The 19,567-nt window shown below is 43.9% G+C and carries 22 protein-coding genes; 19 read left to right on the top strand and 3 right to left on the bottom strand.

The window, feature by feature from the left end:
- Position 1: 1 nt before the first annotated feature.
- A complete protein-coding gene (locus KFK88_RS10195) occupies positions 2–529 on the bottom strand; it encodes a peroxiredoxin (protein WP_223579248.1) in 528 nt (175 codons plus the stop codon).
- A 248-nt stretch (positions 530–777) separates the two neighbouring features.
- On the opposite strand from KFK88_RS10195, the gene KFK88_RS10190 reads away from it, so the two are divergent.
- From KFK88_RS10190 to KFK88_RS10175, 4 genes are all read left to right on the top strand, one after another.
- Positions 778–1,344, top strand: coding sequence for a GNAT family N-acetyltransferase (locus tag KFK88_RS10190; RefSeq protein WP_223579245.1), 567 nt, complete (start codon positions 778–780; stop codon positions 1,342–1,344).
- A gap of 11 nt (positions 1,345–1,355) precedes the next feature.
- Positions 1,356–1,856: an O-acetyl-ADP-ribose deacetylase gene (locus KFK88_RS10185; RefSeq protein ID WP_223579244.1), complete on the top strand. Its 501-nt coding sequence runs from the start codon at positions 1,356–1,358 to the stop codon at positions 1,854–1,856.
- A 3-nt stretch (positions 1,857–1,859) separates the two neighbouring features.
- Complete coding sequence (locus tag KFK88_RS10180; protein WP_223579243.1) at positions 1,860–2,609, top strand: fructosamine kinase family protein; 750 nt, start codon at positions 1,860–1,862, stop codon at positions 2,607–2,609.
- A gap of 174 nt (positions 2,610–2,783) precedes the next feature.
- Positions 2,784–3,434: a hypothetical protein gene (locus KFK88_RS10175; protein ID WP_223579242.1), complete on the top strand. Its 651-nt coding sequence runs from the start codon at positions 2,784–2,786 to the stop codon at positions 3,432–3,434.
- A gap of 45 nt (positions 3,435–3,479) precedes the next feature.
- Here the strand turns inward: KFK88_RS10175 and KFK88_RS10170 are convergent, their stop codons facing one another.
- Positions 3,480–4,067: a Maf family protein gene (locus KFK88_RS10170; protein ID WP_223579241.1), complete on the bottom strand. Its 588-nt coding sequence runs from the start codon at positions 4,065–4,067 to the stop codon at positions 3,480–3,482.
- Positions 4,068–4,468: 401 nt separating this feature from the next.
- Here KFK88_RS10170 and KFK88_RS10165 point away from each other — a divergent pair, with 401 nt between their 5' ends.
- The 8 genes from KFK88_RS10165 (at position 4,469) to fabF (ending at position 11,370) form a co-directional block, all read left to right on the top strand.
- On the top strand, positions 4,469–4,993 hold the full coding sequence (locus tag KFK88_RS10165; RefSeq protein ID WP_223579240.1) for a YceD family protein: 525 nt from the start codon (positions 4,469–4,471) through the stop codon (positions 4,991–4,993).
- A 14-nt stretch (positions 4,994–5,007) separates the two neighbouring features.
- The gene (gene rpmF / locus KFK88_RS10160; RefSeq protein WP_068990866.1) at positions 5,008–5,172 is read left to right on the top strand and encodes a 50S ribosomal protein L32; all 165 of its coding nucleotides are present in this window, start codon (positions 5,008–5,010) and stop codon (positions 5,170–5,172) included.
- A gap of 46 nt (positions 5,173–5,218) precedes the next feature.
- The gene (plsX, locus tag KFK88_RS10155; RefSeq protein ID WP_223579239.1) at positions 5,219–6,247 is read left to right on the top strand and encodes a phosphate acyltransferase PlsX; all 1,029 of its coding nucleotides are present in this window, start codon (positions 5,219–5,221) and stop codon (positions 6,245–6,247) included.
- A gap of 49 nt (positions 6,248–6,296) precedes the next feature.
- Entirely contained in the window at positions 6,297–7,259 is a 963-nt protein-coding gene (locus tag KFK88_RS10150; RefSeq protein WP_223579238.1) for a beta-ketoacyl-ACP synthase III, read from the top strand.
- Between the two features lie 303 nt (positions 7,260–7,562).
- Positions 7,563–8,489, top strand: coding sequence for an ACP S-malonyltransferase (gene fabD / locus KFK88_RS10145; protein ID WP_223579236.1), 927 nt, complete (start codon positions 7,563–7,565; stop codon positions 8,487–8,489).
- 20 nt (positions 8,490–8,509) lie between these two features.
- The gene (gene fabG / locus KFK88_RS10140) at positions 8,510–9,256 is read left to right on the top strand and encodes a 3-oxoacyl-ACP reductase FabG (protein ID WP_223579233.1); all 747 of its coding nucleotides are present in this window, start codon (positions 8,510–8,512) and stop codon (positions 9,254–9,256) included.
- Positions 9,257–9,678: 422 nt separating this feature from the next.
- On the top strand, positions 9,679–9,918 hold the full coding sequence (gene acpP, locus KFK88_RS10135; RefSeq protein WP_046561130.1) for an acyl carrier protein: 240 nt from the start codon (positions 9,679–9,681) through the stop codon (positions 9,916–9,918).
- Between the two features lie 213 nt (positions 9,919–10,131).
- On the top strand, positions 10,132–11,370 hold the full coding sequence (fabF, locus tag KFK88_RS10130; RefSeq protein ID WP_223579231.1) for a beta-ketoacyl-ACP synthase II: 1,239 nt from the start codon (positions 10,132–10,134) through the stop codon (positions 11,368–11,370).
- Positions 11,371–11,422: 52 nt separating this feature from the next.
- Here the strand turns inward: fabF and KFK88_RS10125 are convergent, their stop codons facing one another.
- Positions 11,423–12,292, bottom strand: coding sequence for a DUF642 domain-containing protein (locus KFK88_RS10125; RefSeq protein ID WP_223579229.1), 870 nt, complete (start codon positions 12,290–12,292; stop codon positions 11,423–11,425).
- A gap of 198 nt (positions 12,293–12,490) precedes the next feature.
- Here KFK88_RS10125 and pabC point away from each other — a divergent pair, with 198 nt between their 5' ends.
- From pabC to KFK88_RS10090, 7 genes are all read left to right on the top strand, one after another.
- Positions 12,491–13,300: an aminodeoxychorismate lyase gene (gene pabC, locus KFK88_RS10120; RefSeq protein ID WP_223579227.1), complete on the top strand. Its 810-nt coding sequence runs from the start codon at positions 12,491–12,493 to the stop codon at positions 13,298–13,300.
- A gap of 32 nt (positions 13,301–13,332) precedes the next feature.
- Positions 13,333–14,334: an endolytic transglycosylase MltG gene (gene mltG / locus KFK88_RS10115; protein WP_223579224.1), complete on the top strand. Its 1,002-nt coding sequence runs from the start codon at positions 13,333–13,335 to the stop codon at positions 14,332–14,334.
- A 2-nt stretch (positions 14,335–14,336) separates the two neighbouring features.
- Positions 14,337–14,981, top strand: a complete 645-nt coding sequence (tmk, locus tag KFK88_RS10110; RefSeq protein ID WP_223579221.1) for a dTMP kinase — start codon at positions 14,337–14,339, stop codon at positions 14,979–14,981.
- Complete coding sequence (locus KFK88_RS10105) at positions 14,978–16,000, top strand: DNA polymerase III subunit delta' C-terminal domain-containing protein (RefSeq protein WP_223579218.1); 1,023 nt, start codon at positions 14,978–14,980, stop codon at positions 15,998–16,000. Before tmk ends, KFK88_RS10105 begins: the two co-directional genes overlap by 4 nt.
- 35 nt (positions 16,001–16,035) lie before the next feature.
- Complete coding sequence (locus tag KFK88_RS10100) at positions 16,036–16,386, top strand: PilZ domain-containing protein (protein ID WP_223579217.1); 351 nt, start codon at positions 16,036–16,038, stop codon at positions 16,384–16,386.
- A 93-nt stretch (positions 16,387–16,479) separates the two neighbouring features.
- Positions 16,480–17,265 carry a TatD family hydrolase gene (locus KFK88_RS10095; protein WP_223579216.1) on the top strand — a complete coding sequence of 262 codons (786 nt, stop codon included), beginning with the start codon at positions 16,480–16,482 and terminating at the stop codon, positions 17,263–17,265.
- A gap of 126 nt (positions 17,266–17,391) precedes the next feature.
- A complete protein-coding gene (locus KFK88_RS10090; RefSeq protein WP_223579215.1) occupies positions 17,392–19,455 on the top strand; it encodes a S8 family serine peptidase in 2,064 nt (687 codons plus the stop codon).
- Positions 19,456–19,567 lie beyond the last annotated feature (112 nt).

Below are 19,567 nucleotides of genomic sequence, written 5' to 3'. Positions count from 1 at the left end.
GTTAACCTTCTAGCTCTTTCTGCAGGATTTTCAATTGCTTGTAGACTTCCTCTGCGTGGGTATCTGGATCTACGTCAGGGTAGTGGTACACAATATTGCCCTGTGGATCGATAACAAAGGTTTCACGCTCGGCATATTCCATTGGACCAAATCCACCTAGCACCTTATAGGCCTTACTGGCTTCTTGATTCACATCTGCCAAAATGGTGAAAGGTAGCTTGTAAGCGTTTGAAAAATCTTTGTGCGAGCTAACATCGTCTAATGAAATACCCACGATCTCAGCATTTAAAGCTTGATACTCCAAATATTTATCGCGGAAGTTTTTTGCTTCAGTCGTGCAGCCAGGGGTGTCGTCTTTAGGGTAAAAGTACAACACTAGCCATTGACCTTTGTAGTCTTCAAGACTCTTAGTTTCGCCATTCTGGTCTTCTAACTCAAAGGTTGGCGCTAGAGCTCCGACCCAGTTTGAGGCGACGGCAACGTTTGCAGATAGCAACAAGCCGAAAACTACCAATAAAATTCGTGACATACGTTTTCCTTTTATTAAGATGTATTATTAGAGCGTGTTGACCTTTGCTGTCCTTTGGATTCAATCAAAAGCGCACTGCTCATTGTTGCTCGCCACAAGTTTAGAATAACTAAACCAAGTGACGAGCGTCGCGATCAGAGCGCTTTTGCTTTGAACAAAAATTGAATATCAAAGGTCAACACGCTCTAAGGGTAAGGATATCAAATCCCTGTCACTTTTTCGTGAATAAACGTCAAAAGAGTATACGTATGGATATAGTTGATGTTGTAAGAATTCCCGCACTTCAAACCGAGCGATTAACGCTAAGGGTTTTCAAGCGGTCTGATCTTGAAGATTACTATGAGATGATGGCCGATCCTGATATTACGCGCTATTTAATGTCTGGCGAGCCTATGAGTAGGCATGACGCTTGGCGCAGTATTGCAACAATGGCAGGCCACTGGGTGCTCCATGGGCATGGGCAGTGGGCTATTGAAGAAAAAGAGTCGGGCGATTTTGTCGGGCGGTGTGGCATTATCGAGCCGGAAGGCTGGCCCGATAAAGAGGTTGGCTGGGTATTACACAAGCGTGCATGGGGTAAAGGGTATGCTTCTGAAGCCGCAGAAGCTGCGTTAGGTTACGCTTTTGGTCGCATGAAGTTGACCCGAATGATTAGTTTAATCCAGCCAGGAAATGATAAGTCAGTTGCTGTGGCGGAGCGCGTTGGTGAAACTTTTGACGAGCGAATTTCCTTGTTCGGTAAAGAAGCTGATGTTTATAGCATTACCGCTAAAGATTACTTTGCCAACAAATACAACCAGCAAAAACAAAGATGATAGAGGAGTGTATGCTCAAATTAGATGCTGGCGACATTACTCATCTCGCTGTGGACGCGATTGTTAACGCAGCGAATAAGTCGTTACTCGGAGGCGGCGGAGTCGACGGTGCTATTCATCGTGCAGCTGGACCAGAGTTATTAGAAGCCTGTAAAAAACTGAACGGTTGTGAAACCGGTCAAGCTAAAGTCACTCAAGGTTATAACTTACCAGCTAGGTTCGTCATTCATACCGTCGGTCCCGTTTGGAAAGGTGGCGATCATGGCGAAGCGGAATTATTGAAAAGCTGCTATCAGGAATCCCTAAAGTTGGCTGTGGAGCATGATATACGCAGCATCGCTTTCCCCTGCATTAGCACAGGCGTATACCGTTACCCGAAACAGGAAGCGGCATCAATCGCAGTGTCGAGTTGTAAAAACTTCTTGCAGAGCAGGGGGGTAGAGCTCGACATAACATTTTGCTGCTTTGGCGATGATGATCTCGATATATACAGACAACTCCTTAATTCATAGTTTATGAGCTTTACCAAGCACAACAGTTCTCGCTTTTCCGATCAGCTTATAAAAGAAGCATCAGGCCTAGAGTTGTTAAGAGAAACTATAGCCTCTCACCAGCTTAATCTTCGGGTTCCACAAGTTTTGAGCGTCACCGAGCGGGAGTTAGTGCTTGAGAAGATAAAGTCCACAAGCCCGAGCGCCAAACAAATGCAAACTTTGGGTCATGAGCTGGCCAAGTTGCACTGTATAAAGTTTGAGCAGTTTGGGTTGGATGAAAATAATTACATTGGCCTCAACCCGCAGGAAAATGGTTTGTACCATGACTGGGGGCACTTCTTTTACGAAAAGCGCCTCATGTTCCAAGTTGAATTAATCGACTCACAAAGAGTTCGCGAGAGTTTTCTTGAGATTTTGAGTAACCATCGAGAGCGTTTGATTGATTGGTTAAACGAACACTGTGAGCATGCGAGCCTTGTCCATGGTGATTTATGGTCAGGCAATGTCATGTTCGATGAGACAGACGTTTGGCTGATTGATCCTGCGGTTTATTTCGGCGATAGAGAAGTAGATATCGCCATGACCGAAATGTTCGGTGGCTTTAATCATCATTTCTATGATGCCTATCATGACGTATTACCTAGAAGCCAAGAATATGGTACAAAGAAGGTAATTTATAACCTTTACCACTACTTAAACCACTATAACTTATTTGGTGAAGGGTATTTATCCGCTTGTCAGCGTGGGGTGGCGTTGATTAAAGAGTTATAAGCATTGATAGGTTATTGTTGGTTGGTGCTGTCAAAGTTGAAGGCCAACAATCTTGATAGAGCTTTCTAGGCGAAGAGTGAGCTTGCGAGAGATGGATTAGTTGATAAAGCGAAGTAATTCAACTTACGTTATATTGGTATTAAAATTTTTATATCCTTAATAAGAGAAGATATTATGATTATCGGGAAAGCACTTTTGAGTTTTATCCTTTTAGTTTTTTCAGTTGTATTACATGCCACTGCCCAAACACCAGATACAATTTACATTGACAAGAAAGAGTATTTATTAAACACAAACCCTTTGACACCTTATTTGAAAGACATAGATTGGGAAATTCCCGAACAAGCAGCTATTTGGTCTTCCAATTGGAGGGGGTATCTCGCTCAATGGAGTATTGTTGACAGTAAGTTAATACTTGATGATGTTTCTATCGAGTTACAGTGGGAGCATCCGGAGGACGAAAGAGTGAGGAAAAGTATCCTAAAAGATTTGTTTCCAGGCAAAGGAATGATAAATGCCACTTGGTACACTGGAACACTGATTATTCCTACTGGTGATATTGATACTTATGTTCATATGGGGTACGGCTCAACATACGAAAGTTATAAGGTTTTGTTGATTAAGTCAGGTGTGGTGACAAAAAATCTAAATATGTCTAAAGACGAGTTTAATAAATTTAAGAAAGAAAAGTTCAGTGCCTTTAAAAAAACTCAAATGTTTAAAAAAGAGTTTAGAAACCTAATCGAAGGAGATACTCAATGGACAGAAGAGTTCGCACTTGATTTCATGCGAAGCTTTTATGCTGAGCATTACTTATCACTATAAAGTGAGTCTTTCTATAGTTTATAATTCACATCATTAATGTTTAGGCTATATTACCTGAACTCCCACTTTCCTCAGGCTCTCCGACAGAGTAATCAGTGGTAGCCCAATCAAGGCAGTGGGATCTTTCGAGGATAAGGACTCAAATAGGGCGATACCAAGTCCTTCGCACTTAAAGGAGCCTGCGCAGTCGAGCGGTTGTTCACGTTTTACATAACGTTCGATTTCGCCTTTATCTAATTCCCTGAACTTGACTTCAGTAATGACCACGCTCAAATCCTGACCTTCTTTACCACCTTCTAACACACACAGTGATGTATAAAAATTAACGGTTTTGCCGCTACAAGCTTGAAGCTGTTCGATAGCTTTGTCTGCGGTATGTGGTTTACCGAGAATTTTTCCTTCTAAGACGCAAATTTGGTCGGAGCCAATAATAATACTCTCAGGGTGGTTTATGCCTACGGTCATAGCTTTTTGTTCAGCTAGGCGCGCAACATGTTCGACGGGCTCTTCATCTGGGAAAGGTGTTTCGTCGATATCGGGTGACTCACAGATGAAATCATCAAGGATGCGGTTGAGTAACTCCTTTCGATAAGGTGAAGAAGAGGCGAGGACAATGTTTTTCGTGGTTGTCATAAGTTGAGCTTTTTAAATATAAGGCTTCAAGAAAGAGTAGTTTAACTAAAATATACACCCTCGTCATTCCCGCGAAGGCGGGAATCTATCCTTATGATCGTGAGTTGTGCTTTTAAGTAGTTTCGTGTGTTTTGGATATGAAGCAAACTTAGACCAGAGTGATAAGACTTCCGTAGATTCCCGCCTTCGCGGGAATGACGGAGTAATCAAATAACCTAAACTTTAGGCTTGTTGTCTTATCAGATAACAGATAAAATTCATGGTAGAAACAAGTAGTTAGCCTACATTTTGTGTGAATTTGCTAAGAAATCAACCAAATCTTCGGTTTTGAGGCAAAAAATCACCAAAAATAGTGGGTTTGCTTTGACTAAAACCCAAGATATCTGTATTATTGCGCGCCTATGTCAAGTCGCAGGTTACCGGCGTCTGTTGATCCCTACAAGTTTGCGGATCAAGAGAAAGAAATAAACGCCACACTCGATCTGGAATACTTAGACCGATTTCGTCAGGAGCTGGCCTCCGATAAAGGCGAAATTGTTTGTAGTATTAAAGGGGATAGAGTAGAAGATACTCGCATCACTATGCTTGAGCTGAGCCTCAAGGGTGAAGTCGAATTGATTTGTCAGGGCTGTTTAGAGCCTTTTCCTTATCAAATCGACCACGAAGTGATTATCTATCCGGTGTACTCGGAAGAGCGGATGGAGCATGTGCCTGATGACGGCGACCCAGTTTTAGTTGATGACGACGGTTTGCATTTAAAAACAGTCGTAGAAGACGAATTAATTTTGTCTTTGCCCGCTGTAGCTTTATATGGTGAGTGTGAAGATATGGACGCTTACGAAAGTGGTGAGCTTCCTGAAGAAAGTATTGAACAAGCTGAGAAAGATAACCCTTTCAACGCTTTGAAAGATTTAAAGTTTGATTAAGCAGGAGATTTAAAATGGCTGTACAACAGAATCGCAAAACTCGCTCGAAGCGTGGTATGCGTCGTTCGCACGACTCTTTGACTGCACCAACGTTGTCAGTAGAGAACGAAACTGGTGAAGTTCATCGTCGTCACCACGTGACTAAAGACGGTTTCTACAAAGGTCGCAAAGTAGTTTAATAGTCTTCTATTAAATTCACTTGGTTTTTGATCAAACGGATCTTCCGTGACAAAAACGCTAGCGATTGATTGCATGGGGGGCGATTATGGCCCCTCTGTTATTATTCCCGCAGCAATTTCCGCGCTGCAGCAACATCCTGATCTTCAAATATTCCTTGTTGGCCCTCAGCAAGAACTCGATACCCATCTGAAACACCAGCCCCAGTTCGGCGATAGACTACAAGTTCAACCTGCGTCTGAAGTTATTGGTATGTCGGAAAAGCCATCTGTTGCTTTACGCCGAAAGCCTGATTCTTCAATGCGTAAAAGTCTCGAGCTGGTTAGGGATGGTAAGGCTGATGCTTGTGTTAGTTCAGGTAATACGGGTGCCTTAATGGCATTGGCTACCGTTTTATTGGGCACTTTACCAGGTATTGAACGTCCTGCTGTAACGGCTGAGTTGCCGAACCGTAAAGGTTCCGTCACCAACATGCTCGATTTAGGCGCTAATATTGATGCCAGCGCAGAGCAATTAACCAGCTTCGCCATCATGGGACACGTATTAAGTGAATTAGCTGATGGTATTGAAAACCCTCGTGTGGCGTTATTGAATATTGGTGAAGAAGCAATAAAAGGTCGCGATAGCATCAAACTTGCTGGAGACATGCTTTCTAGTCAGTCTGAAATTGACTATGTTGGCTATATCGAGGCGAATGAAATCTTTGATGGTAATGTCGACGTTGTGGTCTGTGACGGTTTTACAGGTAACAACGTGCTTAAGGCCTGCGAAGGCATCACGCGTTTCCTGTATGATCAACTAAAAACTGAGTTTACGAGTGGTTTATGGAGTAGGGCGGTGTCGGCGTTAGTATGGCCACTGCTAAAGCGTTTCCAGCGCCGCATCAACCCCGACCAGTACAATGGTGCAAGTCTGTTAGGATTACGCGAAATCGTAATCAAAAGTCATGGCTCAGCAGATAGTAAAGCAACATTGTTTGCAATTAATAAAGCTATCACAGAAATAGAAAGACAAGTACCGCAGGCTATTCAAGACAAGGTTGCTCAGTTATTATTAAATACTGATAATGAAGAGTAAGACTCTGATTTGACGATTAACGAGACGATTAAAAGTAAAGGTAGATAGTGTGAAACATTCTCGAATTTTAGGCATGGGCAGTTATTTACCAGAGAAGGTGTTAACTAACGCCGATTTGGAAAAAATAGTAGAGACTTCAGATCAGTGGATTACTGAGCGTACGGGCATCAAAACCCGTCACATTGCGGCGGATGATCAGTCAGCATCGCATCTTGGTGTTGAAGCAGCAAAAAAAGCCATTGCTGACGCAGGAATTGACGCTAAAGACATCGATATGATTGTTGTCGGTACGGCAACGCCAGACAAAATGTTCCCAAGCTCTGCTTGTTATATCGGGCACGAGCTAGGTATTGGCGGCGTTCCAGCCTTTGACATTACTACTGCTTGCCCAGGCTTTGTTTATGGCTTAAGTATTGCCGATCAGTTTATTAAAACAGGTCACCGCAAAAACGTTCTAGTGGTAGGTACAGAAGTACTATCACGCCTTGTTAACTGGGAAGATCGTACGACTTGCGTGATTTTTGGTGATGGTGCTGGCGCAGCGGTTGTTACTGCTAGTGACGAGCCAGGTATTTTATCAACGCATATCCATGCAGATGGCGGTTACGGCGATTTATTGTATTGTAACAATGGCTTGCGTGATCAGTTGGGTGATTTCCCAGAGCCACAAATCGTTATGCGTGGCAACGAAGTATTCAAAGTTGCAGTTAAAACACTGAGCAGCATTGTTGATGAAACGCTTGAAGCGAACAACATGACCAAAGACGACATCGATTGGCTCATTCCACACCAAGCCAACATCCGTATTATTCAAGCGACTGCAAAGAAGCTTGGCGCGGGTATGGATAAAGTTGTGGTCACAGTCGACAAACACGGCAACACATCAAGCGCCTCGATCCCATTAGCCATGTGTGAAGCAATAGCAGATGGTCGTATTAAGCGAGGTGATGTTTGCTTGCTAGAGAGTTTCGGTGGCGGCTTTACCTGGGGTTCGGCGCTCATAAAGTACTAAAATTCCAGTATTTCGGTTATGCATTGTTAAAAATCATTTTTATCTGCTCATTTAGAATTACTAAACTGCGCTATAAAAATGATTTTTGCCTCGCCTAACCTGTATCCTGAAATTTTAAGGTCTGAAGGATACTTCAAGAAGAACAGGTTAAGCGTCATCCCGCGGTTTAACCGCGGGATCCGATGTCTTAAAGATCAAAAGAGCCTCAGCATCGTCTAGCTCTTTTTCGTTTAAAACCTTACTTTAAAAGATAAGATTAACTTATTGATATAAAACAAAATAGATTTTAAGTTGAGCAGTATTATGAGTAAAACAGCATTTGTATTTCCGGGTCAGGGTTCGCAGGCGCTAGGTATGCTAGCGGATATAGCGGAGACAACTCCTTTAGTTGAGTTAACCTTTGCCGAGGCGAGTGAAGGCTTGGGTTATAACCTTTGGGATTTGGTTCAAAATGATGAAGAAAAGTTGAATCAAACTCAATACACCCAGCCAGCACTGTTAACGGCGAGTATCGCTTTATGGCGTTTGTGGCAAGAAAAAGGTGGTGAGAAACCTTCTTTCTTAGCAGGTCACAGCTTGGGCGAGTACAGTGCACTTGTTGCCTCTGGCGTATTATCGCTAAAAGATGCGGCAGCGTTAGTTCAGGCTCGTGGCGAGTTTATGCAAGCTGCGGTTCCTGCTGGAACGGGCAAGATGGCGGCGATTATTGGCTTAGGTGACGATAAAGTACGTCAGGCCTGTTCTGATAGCGCTCAGGGTGATGTTGTTGAGGCTGTAAACTATAACTCACCAGGACAAGTGGTTATTGCAGGCAGTGCAGAAGCCGTAGAGCGTGCGATGGAAGCATGTAAAGAAGCTGGTGCTAAGCGTGCATTACCTTTGCCCGTCAGCGTTCCGTCACATTGCGCACTAATGAAGCCTGCAGCGGAGAAGCTGGCTGAAAAGCTAGAATCCATTAACTTTAACAATCCTGACATACCAGTGATTAATAATGTTGATGTTTCAGCAGAAGCCACAGCGGATGCGATTAAGGATGCATTGATTCGTCAACTGTATAACCCTGTGCGTTGGACTGAAACGGTGCAGCGTTTAAAAGACGAGGGCGCGGAGACTCTGTATGAGTGTGGCACTGGCAACGTTTTATGTGGTTTGGCTAAGCGCATCGATCGCAGCTTAACAGGCAAGCCGCTAGGTACATTAGATAAATTTGAAGCTGCATTAGCAGACTAAATTGGTAGGTAAGTAATAATATGAGTAATGAAGGAAAAATCGCACTAGTCACAGGCGCCAGCCGTGGTATTGGTCAAGCGATTGCGCACAATCTATCGCAATCTGGTGCTGTGGTTTACGGTACAGCAACGTCTGAGTCAGGCGCTGAAAGAATTACTGAAAACTTTAGGGCTGCAGGTCTTAATGGTAAAGGTCTTTGCCTGAACGTAACAGACGTCGAAAGCATTAAAAATGTCCTAGACTTAGTTAAAGACGAGCAGGGCAGAACCCCGGATATCTTGGTCAATAATGCTGGTATCACCCGTGATAACCTCCTAATGCGTATGAAAGATGACGAATGGGATAGTATTTTAGAGACAAACTTAACCTCTATTTTTAGGCTATCGAAAGCATGTTTGCGTGGCATGATGAAGGCCAAGTGGGGCCGCATCGTAACCATTGGTTCCGTTGTCGGCACTATGGGTAATGCAGGCCAAGCTAACTACTCAGCAGCGAAAGCTGGTTTGATTGGTTTTTCTAAATCGTTAGCTCGCGAAGTGGGCTCTCGTGGCATTACAGTCAATGTTGTTGCGCCAGGCTTTATTGATACTGATATGACAAAAGCTCTGAATGATGAGCAACGTCAAGTAATGTTTGATCAAATCCCAATGAACCGCTTAGGTCAGCCAGAAGAAATCGCTAATGCAGTCGGTTTCTTGGCGTCAGATCAAGCGGGTTATATTACTGGCGAGACAATTAACGTTAACGGCGGGATGCACATGATCTAGAGCGATTATTTTGCCTGGTGGCTTCGTTACGCTGATTAAATTTTGTAAGTTATGGGTTTATTACCCATGCCTTAAAAATTTAATCAGCAAGCCTCGCCATCAACCAAAATACTCGGCTCTAGATTTAGAATCTTAGCGTGATGATAACCATGTCATACCATGGCTTGATCTAAGATCCTGAGCGTTACAGAGCTAGTGCTATAAATAATTTGTACCCCATAACCTTAAGTTTTTTAAGAAATAATTTTGTGACGAGCAGGTGATTTTTGTTATTATCTGCTTTTAATTTTTAGCCATAAGTTGTAATTTATGCGTGGTCTGACCTTTTGCGAAAAAGGTAATTTAGACTTGCAACTTTGGTTCAGTTAACTAAACTACCCACGCAGTGTGATACTGTGGAAATAAATGAGGAATTTAAACAGATGAGTACTATTGAAGAACGCGTAAAAGGTATCGTTGTTGAACAACTAGGCGTTAAAGAAGATGAAGTTACAGCTGAAGCGTCTTTTGTTGACGATCTAGGTGCTGATTCATTGGATACAGTTGAGTTGGTTATGGCTCTTGAAGAAGAGTTCGACACTGAAATCCCAGACGAAGAAGCCGAAAAAATCAACACTGTTCAAGCAGCGATTGATTACATTAAGGCTAATGTTGACGCGTAAGCCAACTCGTCTGAAAAACATTCGTGACTCTATTTGTACATTTTATTGTCATAGTTAACGAATATAATGGGTGAAATACGAAAGTATTTTGCCCATTTTTTTAATCAGGTCATGATTCTTGACGTCTTTGGGTTCGGTCGAACTCAGTGATCCAACCGATAAGACTCCCCAAACTCCAAATGGCCATATAAGTTATTGAACGAGAGGTGTTCCTTGAGTAAGCGTAGAGTTGTTGTTACTGGCCTAGGCATGTTGAGCCCGCTAGGTAACAACATTAAAGATTCTTGGGAAGGTATTCTTGCCGGACGTAGTGGCGCTGGCCCGATTGAAGATTTTGATGCAAGCGAGTTTAACACTCGATTTTCTTGCGCAGTTAAAAACTTTGATCCCGAGCCTGCAGTTTCTAAGAAAGATGCTCGCCGCATGGACCCGTTTATTCAGTACGGTATCGTTGCAGGGGCTCAAGCTTGGGAAGACTCGGGGCTAGAAGTCACGCCAGAAAATGCCGGGCGTATTGGCGCTTGCGTTGGTGCTGGTATCGGTGGTTTAGAAACTATCGAGAAAAATACCCTACTATGGGACAAATCTGGACCACGTAAAATTTCACCATTTTTCGTTCCTGGCTCGATTATTAATATGATTTCTGGCCACCTGTCGATCAATTACGGCTTGAAAGGGCCTAATATCGCTATTGTTACGGCGTGTACGACAGGTGTTCATACGATTGGTCATGCAGCGCGTATGATTGCTTACGGCGACGCTGATGCAATGCTTGCTGGCGGTGCTGAAAAAGCAACGACTCCTGTTGCATTAGGTGGATTTAGCTCAGCAAAAGCTTTATCTACTCGTAACGACAATCCACATGCCGCGAGTCGCCCTTGGGATAAAGACCGTGACGGTTTTGTGATGGGTGATGGTGCTGGCGTTATGATGTTAGAAGAATACGAGCATGCCAAGGCTCGTGGCGCGAAAATTTATGCCGAACTTACCGGTTTTGGCATGAGCGCTGACGCACACCACATTACAGCTCCTTCACCTGGCGGTGAGGGTGCTGGTGCAGCTATGGTTAATGCCATTAACGATGCACAACTTAACGTTTCAGACATCCAGTATATCAATGCACATGGTACGTCGACACCAGCCGGTGATATTGCTGAAACTGACGCTGTTAAGTCTGTATTTGGCGATCATGCGAAAAAAGTGATGGTCAGTTCAACGAAGTCGATGACAGGCCACTTGCTAGGTGCTGCGGGTGCAGTTGAGTCTATTTTTAGTGTGCTAGCTTTGGTTAACCAAGTTGCACCACCAACAGTTAATCTAGACAACCCAGGTGAAGGCTGTGATCTCGATTATGTACCACACACCGCGCGTCAGACTGAGTTGAAGCACGTTCTGTGTAACTCGTTTGGTTTCGGTGGTACAAACGGTTCACTGCTATTCAGCAAAATCTAGTTAGCATTCGATGTAGAAATAAAAAGCGGCTTAGGCCGCTTTTTTTTATCTCTTAATAATCGCTTGGATCAGTGGAATAAGTCACTGGTACTGTCACAACGATAGTGTCTCCGTTTGCTATATCCGCGGTTAGGGCTATCGACGTATCACCTGCAGAACCTCCCGAGTTAGAACTGCATGAGGAGCCTGCCGGAGCACTACAGCTCCATAAGCCGCTGAGTTCTACACCGTTAGGTAACGTATCAGTAATTTCAATATCCAGCGCGTCGTCTGGGCCATTATTAGTGACTGTAATGGTGTAAGAAGCGCTATCACCCGGCTGAAAGCCAGTCTTGCTGTCCGTTTTAACGACAGCGATATCGTGTGACGTGTATTCAAGCCTAATCGCATCAAGCCGCATACCGCGTCCTGCGTCGATGGTTAAGCCTGTGCTCTGGAACTCTATGCGTTCTGTAGCGCCTGTTCCCGTGAAGGTTACCGTGGCTGACTGCCAGTTATGATCAGTATTTGAGCTGGCGTCGTCGATAAAGGTGCCAAGATTATTGCCACCAACTGATACTTGAACTCTATTGACCGTTTCGTCGTAAGTTACGCGCCCAGCATAAATAAAGCTCAAACGGTAATTAACGCCATCAATCGTATTAATATCACGGTAAATATCCGTGGCACTCTGGAATAAACTCGAGGCATTTAATTCAATATAAAATTGACCTTCTTGAGCTGAACGCCCCGGGGCATCGTCCCACCACTCAATAGCACCTGCTGAGCTTTGCCAGCCATCAAGGGTTGTGACAAAACCATCTCCGTCACCATTAAAGTCATCAATAGCTTCTTCGAAGTCAGTGAAGAAGACTTCCACAGCCCAGAGTGTTGGTGTCAGTGACATCAACAAAACCATTCCCACTATTTTTAAAGTTTTCATATCATTCCGCTTCTACTGTTCCTAACAATGCACAAATAAAACTTGATCCAAAAGGCGAGACTATAGCCTTATGAATTTTCCGAGTGTAAGCTATGTGGGGTGCGCTTCTTTTAAAGTTGATACTCTTTAAAGGATTTTTTTTCGTTATAATTATTAGTTCGAATAATAGCCAAGTTTTTCTGAAAGGTATATGTGGCAATGTCTCAAACGCTGGTGAATGGACAAGATTTAACAATTGTTGATGTTTCAGACCGTGGTTTATTGTATGGCGATGGCTTTTTCTCAACATTACGAGTCCGCAATAACAAAGTTGAGCATTGGCCATTGCATGCTGAAAGGATCCGTTCTAGTCAATTAAAGCTTAACTTCCCAACGATTGGTACTAAACAGCTTGAGCAGGAAGTGGCTGAGTTGATAGCCGCTCAGCCTGAAGAGGATGGTGTCATACGTTTAACCATTACTCGCGGTTCGGGTAGTCGTGGTTATCGAGCCCCAGACTCGCCACAGATTCAACGAATCCTCAGCTGGGGAGCTTTGCCACAGGATATCGAACATAGCCAGCAGCACGGTGTCGAAATTGGACTGTGTGAAACCAGTGATAGCATCAATACTGCACTTGCTGGTATTAAGCACCTGAACCGTTTGCCCCAAGTTCTCGCGCAAAACGAGATTATAGCGCCATGTTTTGATGGTATTATGTTGGCCAATCAGCGAATTGTAGGTGGAAGTAAAACCAACATTTACTTTTATCAGAACGGCGAATGGTTAACGCCACAAGTTGACGAATCCGGTGTAGATGGTACTGTTAGGCGCTGGCTATTAGGGACGCAAGCTCATGTTAAAGAAGCCGTTTTCGGTCTGGATATATTGAGCGATGCACAATACTGTATGGTTTCTAATGCACTTTACGGTATGATTCCTGTAACAAAAATTTTGCAGCATCACTATGAGATTTCACCTGAGGTGGCTGCTTTACAACAACAGTACCGCGACAGTGCGTTACGTTAATACTGAATATAACGATTACGATACGATTCTTAATGAAAAAATTCTTACTCTTTTTACTGGTGGTTGTGATCGCCTTTGCGGGTGTGACAGCTTATTTATGGCACGGATTTCAAGGTTTTGTCGACAAGCCCTTAGGTTTACAGCAAGAACTTGAGGTAAAAAAAGGACAGAGTGCATTTGGCCTTGGCCAGCAATGGTATGACGAGGGACGTATCGATAATTATTACTACTATCAAATTCTCATGCGCCTTAAACCAGAGCTCCGTGATATTAAGGCGGGTAACTATGCTGTGACCTCTGACATGACTGCGGTAGATATATTACAAAAGCTGGTCGCTGGCGACGTGATTAGTTATCAGGTGACGTTAGTTGAAGGCGCCAACATTTATGAAGTGCTCGCAGCGTTGGCCAAGAATAAAGATCTAGTACAAACAATTGATGGTAAACAAGTTTTTGCACAAGATTGGCATCAACTTTCGTTTACTGGTAATGATTATCCTGAGGGTTTGTTTTTTGCTGATACCTATCAATTCACCAAAGGTGATACGGATATCGATATCTTAAAGCGAGCTCATGAGCGCTTAAACCGAGTGTTGGAAGAGGAGTGGGCTAAGCGCGCTGATGGTTTGCCCTATGAAGAGCCTTATGAGGCTTTAATCATGGCGTCTATTATTGAGAAAGAGACGGCGGTACCAAGCGAGCGCTCTCAGATTTCAGGTGTTTTCGTTCGCCGTTTAGAGCGGGGCATGTTGCTACAAACGGATCCGACAATTATCTATGGCTTACTGCCCGACTTTGATGGCAATATACGCCGCCGGGATATTCGCAATCCACATCAATGGAATACATACGTCCATAAAGGCTTGCCACCGACGCCAATTGCGATTGTTGGTAGAGATGCCATTCATGCTGCGATGAACCCTGCCGATGGTGAGACTTTGTACTTCGTAGCCAAGGGTGATGGTAGCCATTACTTCAGCAAAACATTAGCCGAGCACAATCGCGCGGTTCGTAAATATCAATTAAAGCGTTAATTATGACTGCATCAACAAAAGGCCGCTTCATTACGGTAGAAGGCACAGAGGGCGTCGGTAAGTCGACCAACATGGCTTACGTTAAACAGTGGCTCGAAAGTAAAGGTCATGAGGTGATCCATACACGTGAACCTGGTGGAACTCCATTTGCTGAAGAAATTCGTGAGTTACTATTGAGCAAGCGCGAAGAGAAAGTGAATAGTCAAACCGAATTATTATTGATGTTTGCGGCGCGATGCCAGCATGTCTATCAGAAAATTCAGCCTGCACTTGAAAGAGGTGCATGGGTGTTGTGTGACAGATTCACGGATGCAAGCTTCGCCTATCAAGGTGCGGGCCGTGATTTAGGTTTTGAAAAGTTACGTCAACTTGAAGCATGGTCATTACAAGGTTTTAAGCCAGACTTAACTTTAATGCTCGACTTGCCGATTGAAGTAGGTCTTGAGCGAGCCAGAAAGCGTGGCCCTGTTGATCGTTTTGAAGAAGAAAAAATTGAGTTTTTCAAAAAAGTACGACAAGGCTACCTCGATATTGCCGCTACAGAGCCCGAGCGTATGAAAGTGATTAACGCTGAAGGAACGGTCGAAGAGGTGCAGCTACAGATTGAAAAGGTGCTAGCAGTCTTTTATCGGCAGGTGATGTCATGAGTTTATTTGCTGAAGAACGGTTAACACCATGGCAAAAAGAGCCATTTGAGCAGATTTCTAGACAGTTTCAACAGGGGCAATTACCTCACTCACTTCTAATGCTAGGAGAGGAGGGCGTTGGGCGCGATGATTTTTGCCGTTTCGTGGCTGAGTGGATGCTATGTGGCTCTGAGCAGAAAGAGCTGGGAGCCTGTGGGCAATGCAAAAGCTGCCAATTGTTTCATGCAGGTAGCCACCCCGATTATCATCACCTTGATGTGGAGGAAGGCAAAACACAAATTTCGATTGCTCAGGTACGTGATCTGATCGAACACATGCAGGAGTCTTCGCACCAAGCGGGCTGGAAAGTGGCGAATATTGCCAATGTCCACGCGCTTAATGCCAGTTCGTTCAACGCGTTACTCAAAACCTTAGAAGAGCCACAACCAAATACGTTGCTCATTCTTCAAGCCGAGCAATTACAAGGCGTGCCCGCGACAATTAAAAGCCGAGCCCAGCTGCGAAAAGTGGGTGTAACGGACAGCGCTGTGACACGTGAATGGCTCAATGCTCGCCATGATTTCATCTCCGCTGACATGGAAACCGGAATTCAGTTATTCCCGACGGCACCCTATAAAGTAGAAGCCTTTGTTGAAGATGGCGAAGCTTTTAAAAGCGGTGAGTTTATTTATGATTACGCCGATATTGTCGCAGGCAAACAAACGCCGATGGAGATTGCTGAGCGCTGGCAGAGTGAATTAGAGAACTGTGTTTATTGGTGCCAATTGATGTTCCATGATGTATTGTTTCTACAGCAGGGCGCATCCGAAGAGCAGGTGCAATTAAAGAAGCAGTTCGGTGCGATAGCACCAATCGCAGAGACGATATCGGCTAAAGGTGTGATGTTGCTATTGACCAAAATAATTGAATTGCAGCGGTTGATTAAGCTGAAAAGTCCAGCTAATCTAATGGCATCGTGGCAAAGTTTCTTAATTTATAGCTCGCAAATTGCCATAAAATACAAAAATATAGCGAGCTAACTTAAAGCTTTTATTACTTTATAGGAATTCTTATCATGCGAATTGAAAGAACCGGCCCGGGGATTTTGACCATTCATGTAGAAGACAAAGAAGATCTCTACGCAGCTTATATGCCGTTTGTGGTTAATGGCGGTCTTTTCATTCAAACCAACAAGCAATACGACCTCGGTGATGAGGTGTTTATGCTACTGGCCTTGGTTGATGAACCTGAAAAGTTACCAATCGCAGGTAAAGTCGTTTGGGTAACGCCAATCGGTGCGCAGGGCAATCGCCGAGCAGGTATAGGAATTCAATTCAGCGATCAGGACAAAGGTAAAGCTAAGAATACTATCGAGACAATACTTGCGGGTAAATTAGAATCCGATAAACCAACCCATACGATGTAATCCTCATATTGACAATATTGGGCCCATGTCAATTTATGGGCTCTCATGTTACTCTACGCCACTGAATAAAATCTACTTTTCAACCTCTGTGCTATGTTAATCGATTCTCACTGCCACTTAGATCGTCTTGATTTAGAACCCTTTGGCGGAAAGCTTGAGGGCGCGCTTGATCACGCGCGAGAGCAGGGCGTGAAGCATATGTTATGCGTCTGTATTACTTTGGATAAATTTAGCGATGTGCGAGACATTGCGGAAAAACATGATGATATTTCATGCTCCGTGGGTGTTCATCCTTTATACGACGGTGTTAAAGATACGGATGTTGATGCTCTAGTCGAGCATTCAAAGCATGAGAAAGTCGTCGCTATCGGTGAAACGGGCTTGGACTACTTTTACAACAAAGAGCCTGAGAATCATAAATTACAGCAAGAGAGCTTTAGAAAGCACATCCAAGCAGCAAATCAGGTCGATTTACCGATTATCGTTCATACCCGTGATGCTCGCGAAGACACCATTCAAATACTGAAAGAAGAAAATGCACAGAAGTGTGGTGGCGTATTACATTGTTTCACTGAAAGTTTAGAAATGGCGGAAGCGGCTATGGAGCTAGGCTTCTACATTTCTTTTTCAGGTATCGTGACTTTCAGAAATGCAGAAGAGTTACGTGAAGTCTGCCGCCGAGTACCGCTTGACCGAATTTTGATTGAGACAGACTCACCGTACTTAGCACCAGTCCCGCATCGCGGAAAATCGAACCAGCCAGCATACGTTAAAGAAGTAGGGCAGTTTGTCGCCGATTTACACGGCTTAACTTACCAGGAGCTTTGTGAAGTTACGGCGCAAAACTACCAACGATTGTTCTCAAAATCTAACATCTAAATTTTTGACGGGCATAGGCAGCTAGGTACTATGCTCGTTCTTTTCTAGGGGTTTTCCCCAATACACATTTCATTTCGTATTATTCATAGTGATTCTCGTTAAATTAAATAACGATAGGACCAAACTATGAAAACTAAATTTAAAATGCTTTCTGCCTGTGTATTAACAGCGATAGCTGGGGGTGCTCAAGCGGACGCAATCATTGGCCCAGATCTACAAGAGATGTTGCCAAACCTGCTTGATAACAAAAAAGTGATTATTACGACACATGACAGAAGTGATTTAGATTCTGTGATGTTACAAGTCAACGCTCCATACTTAAGTATGCAAGCTTTGCCTATGGCTGGCGCTTCGTTGAACAAGTTGCAAATTATGAACTTAGCGGGTGATGACCGTGTAAAAAGTATTTATTACGACAAGCCATTGAAGTATTACAACTATACTTCAGGTGAGATCACTGGTGGCCATTATGTGCATGATGTCGAAGGTGTTACAGGGCAAGGTGTTACTGTAGCGGTACTTGATTCGGGTGTTGATGCGACTCACCAAGATTTACCAATGGGTTCTAAGGTTGTTGAGAACGTTAAGATTCTTGGTGATTTAGACTTATTAGGCGGCAGTAACTATTTCCTAGAAGGCATTCCTAATACGGATACGAGCTCAGGTCACGGTACTCACGTTGCTGGTACAGTTGCTGGCTCAGGTGCGGCTTCTGCAATGGATGCGCGTCGTGCTAACTACCATGACGGTATTGCACCAAATGCAAATATCGTTGGCTTAGGTGCTGGTGAAGCAATTTCAATTTTATTTGCAATTGGTGGTTTCGATTATTCGATTGCTAATCGCGAGCGTTTAGATATTGATATCATCACAAACAGCTGGGGTGCAAGCGGTGGCGGTGCATTCGATCCGAATAACCCAATTAACCAAGCATCATATGAAGCTTATAAGAAAGGTATGGTTGTTGCATTTGCTGCAGGTAACGATGGCCCAGGTGACGACACAATCAACCCATATGCAATCGCTCCTTGGGTGATTAATGTTGGTGCAGGTAATCCTGACAAAGATCTGACTGATTTCTCAAGCCGCGGTGTCGAGGGTGATACCTTCAAGCACATTGATGTTGTTGCTCCAGGTTCAAACATTATTTCTACACGTGCAATCAACACGCCACTACCGGTGCTTGGCCCAGTAATTGAGCCCGACTATCCTGATTATCATATTTACTATGCAGGTATGAGCGGTACTTCAATGGCGACGCCATTTATCGCTGGTGTAGCTGCACTGCTATTAGAAGTAAACCCAGATCTATCTCCAGACCAAGTAGAAGATATCATTCGCGAATCTGCCGATGATATGCCTGGTTACAGCTTCCACCAAGTAGGCGATGGTTACGTCAACGTACAGGCTGCAGTTGAACTTGCACGTAATACACAAGGCGTTCGTTCAGACTTCATGAACGGCTCTACTGAGTGGTCAAGCCAAGGTATTTGGAGTGATGTCGATCAATCAGATTCTAATATCGACTATACATCACGCTGGAAGCTTGTGAATTCTTCTGAGAGCTTCGAAGGCTCGTATTTGCAAACTAAGAAGCGTGGCTCAAAAGCTATGTTTGATTTCATGGGCGAGAGCATGCAACTCGTTTACCAGGCAAGTGATCAAGGCGGTCGTGGCGAGCTTTTCGTTGATGGACGCAGCTACGGAATCGTAGATTTCTACAGTCAAACTCCTGAAACTCGCACCTTTGCTGTACGCGATCTTTCTGCACAAGACATTCACTCTGTCGAGTTACGTCACGTTGAAGGCAAAATCAACTTAGATGCACTGAAGGTCGACGGTCAACTGGTTGATAATGGTATGACGGTTGTGAATGAAGAGTTCTATGTTGAAGGCACTATTGGACCATCAGCTGAGAACGTTCAAAGCCAAGACTTCCGCTTTTATGCTGATGACTCAGTAGCGTTTATTGAGTCAAGCCTAAGCTGGGAAGGTGTTGCTGACCTAGACTACGAATTGATTGACCCTAATGGTGAGTCTGTCGCAACCAGTGCTAGCCTTGGTAACCCTGAAGTTATTGGCTACGCGCCAACCGAAGGTGGTTACTACACACTACGTGTCAATGGTTACGCTAGCGTGTTGACTAACTACTATATCAACACAACCTTGTCTAAGTTGGTTCAAAACTAAGTAAACTGCTCAAGAAAAGAAAATGGGGCCTCGCGCCCCATTTTTTTGTGATTACGGTCACGTTTTAAGCGGTTTTAGGGCAAATGAGGAGTGCTCTATAGGGGATAACCCT

Origin of the sequence: Kangiella taiwanensis (assembly GCF_020005165.1) — a bacterium.
In the GTDB taxonomy this organism is placed as follows: Bacteria; Pseudomonadota; Gammaproteobacteria; order Enterobacterales; family Kangiellaceae; genus Kangiella; species Kangiella taiwanensis.
The sequence above is the reverse complement of the archived record's forward strand: the minus strand, read 5'-3'. Positions and strand labels throughout refer to the sequence as shown.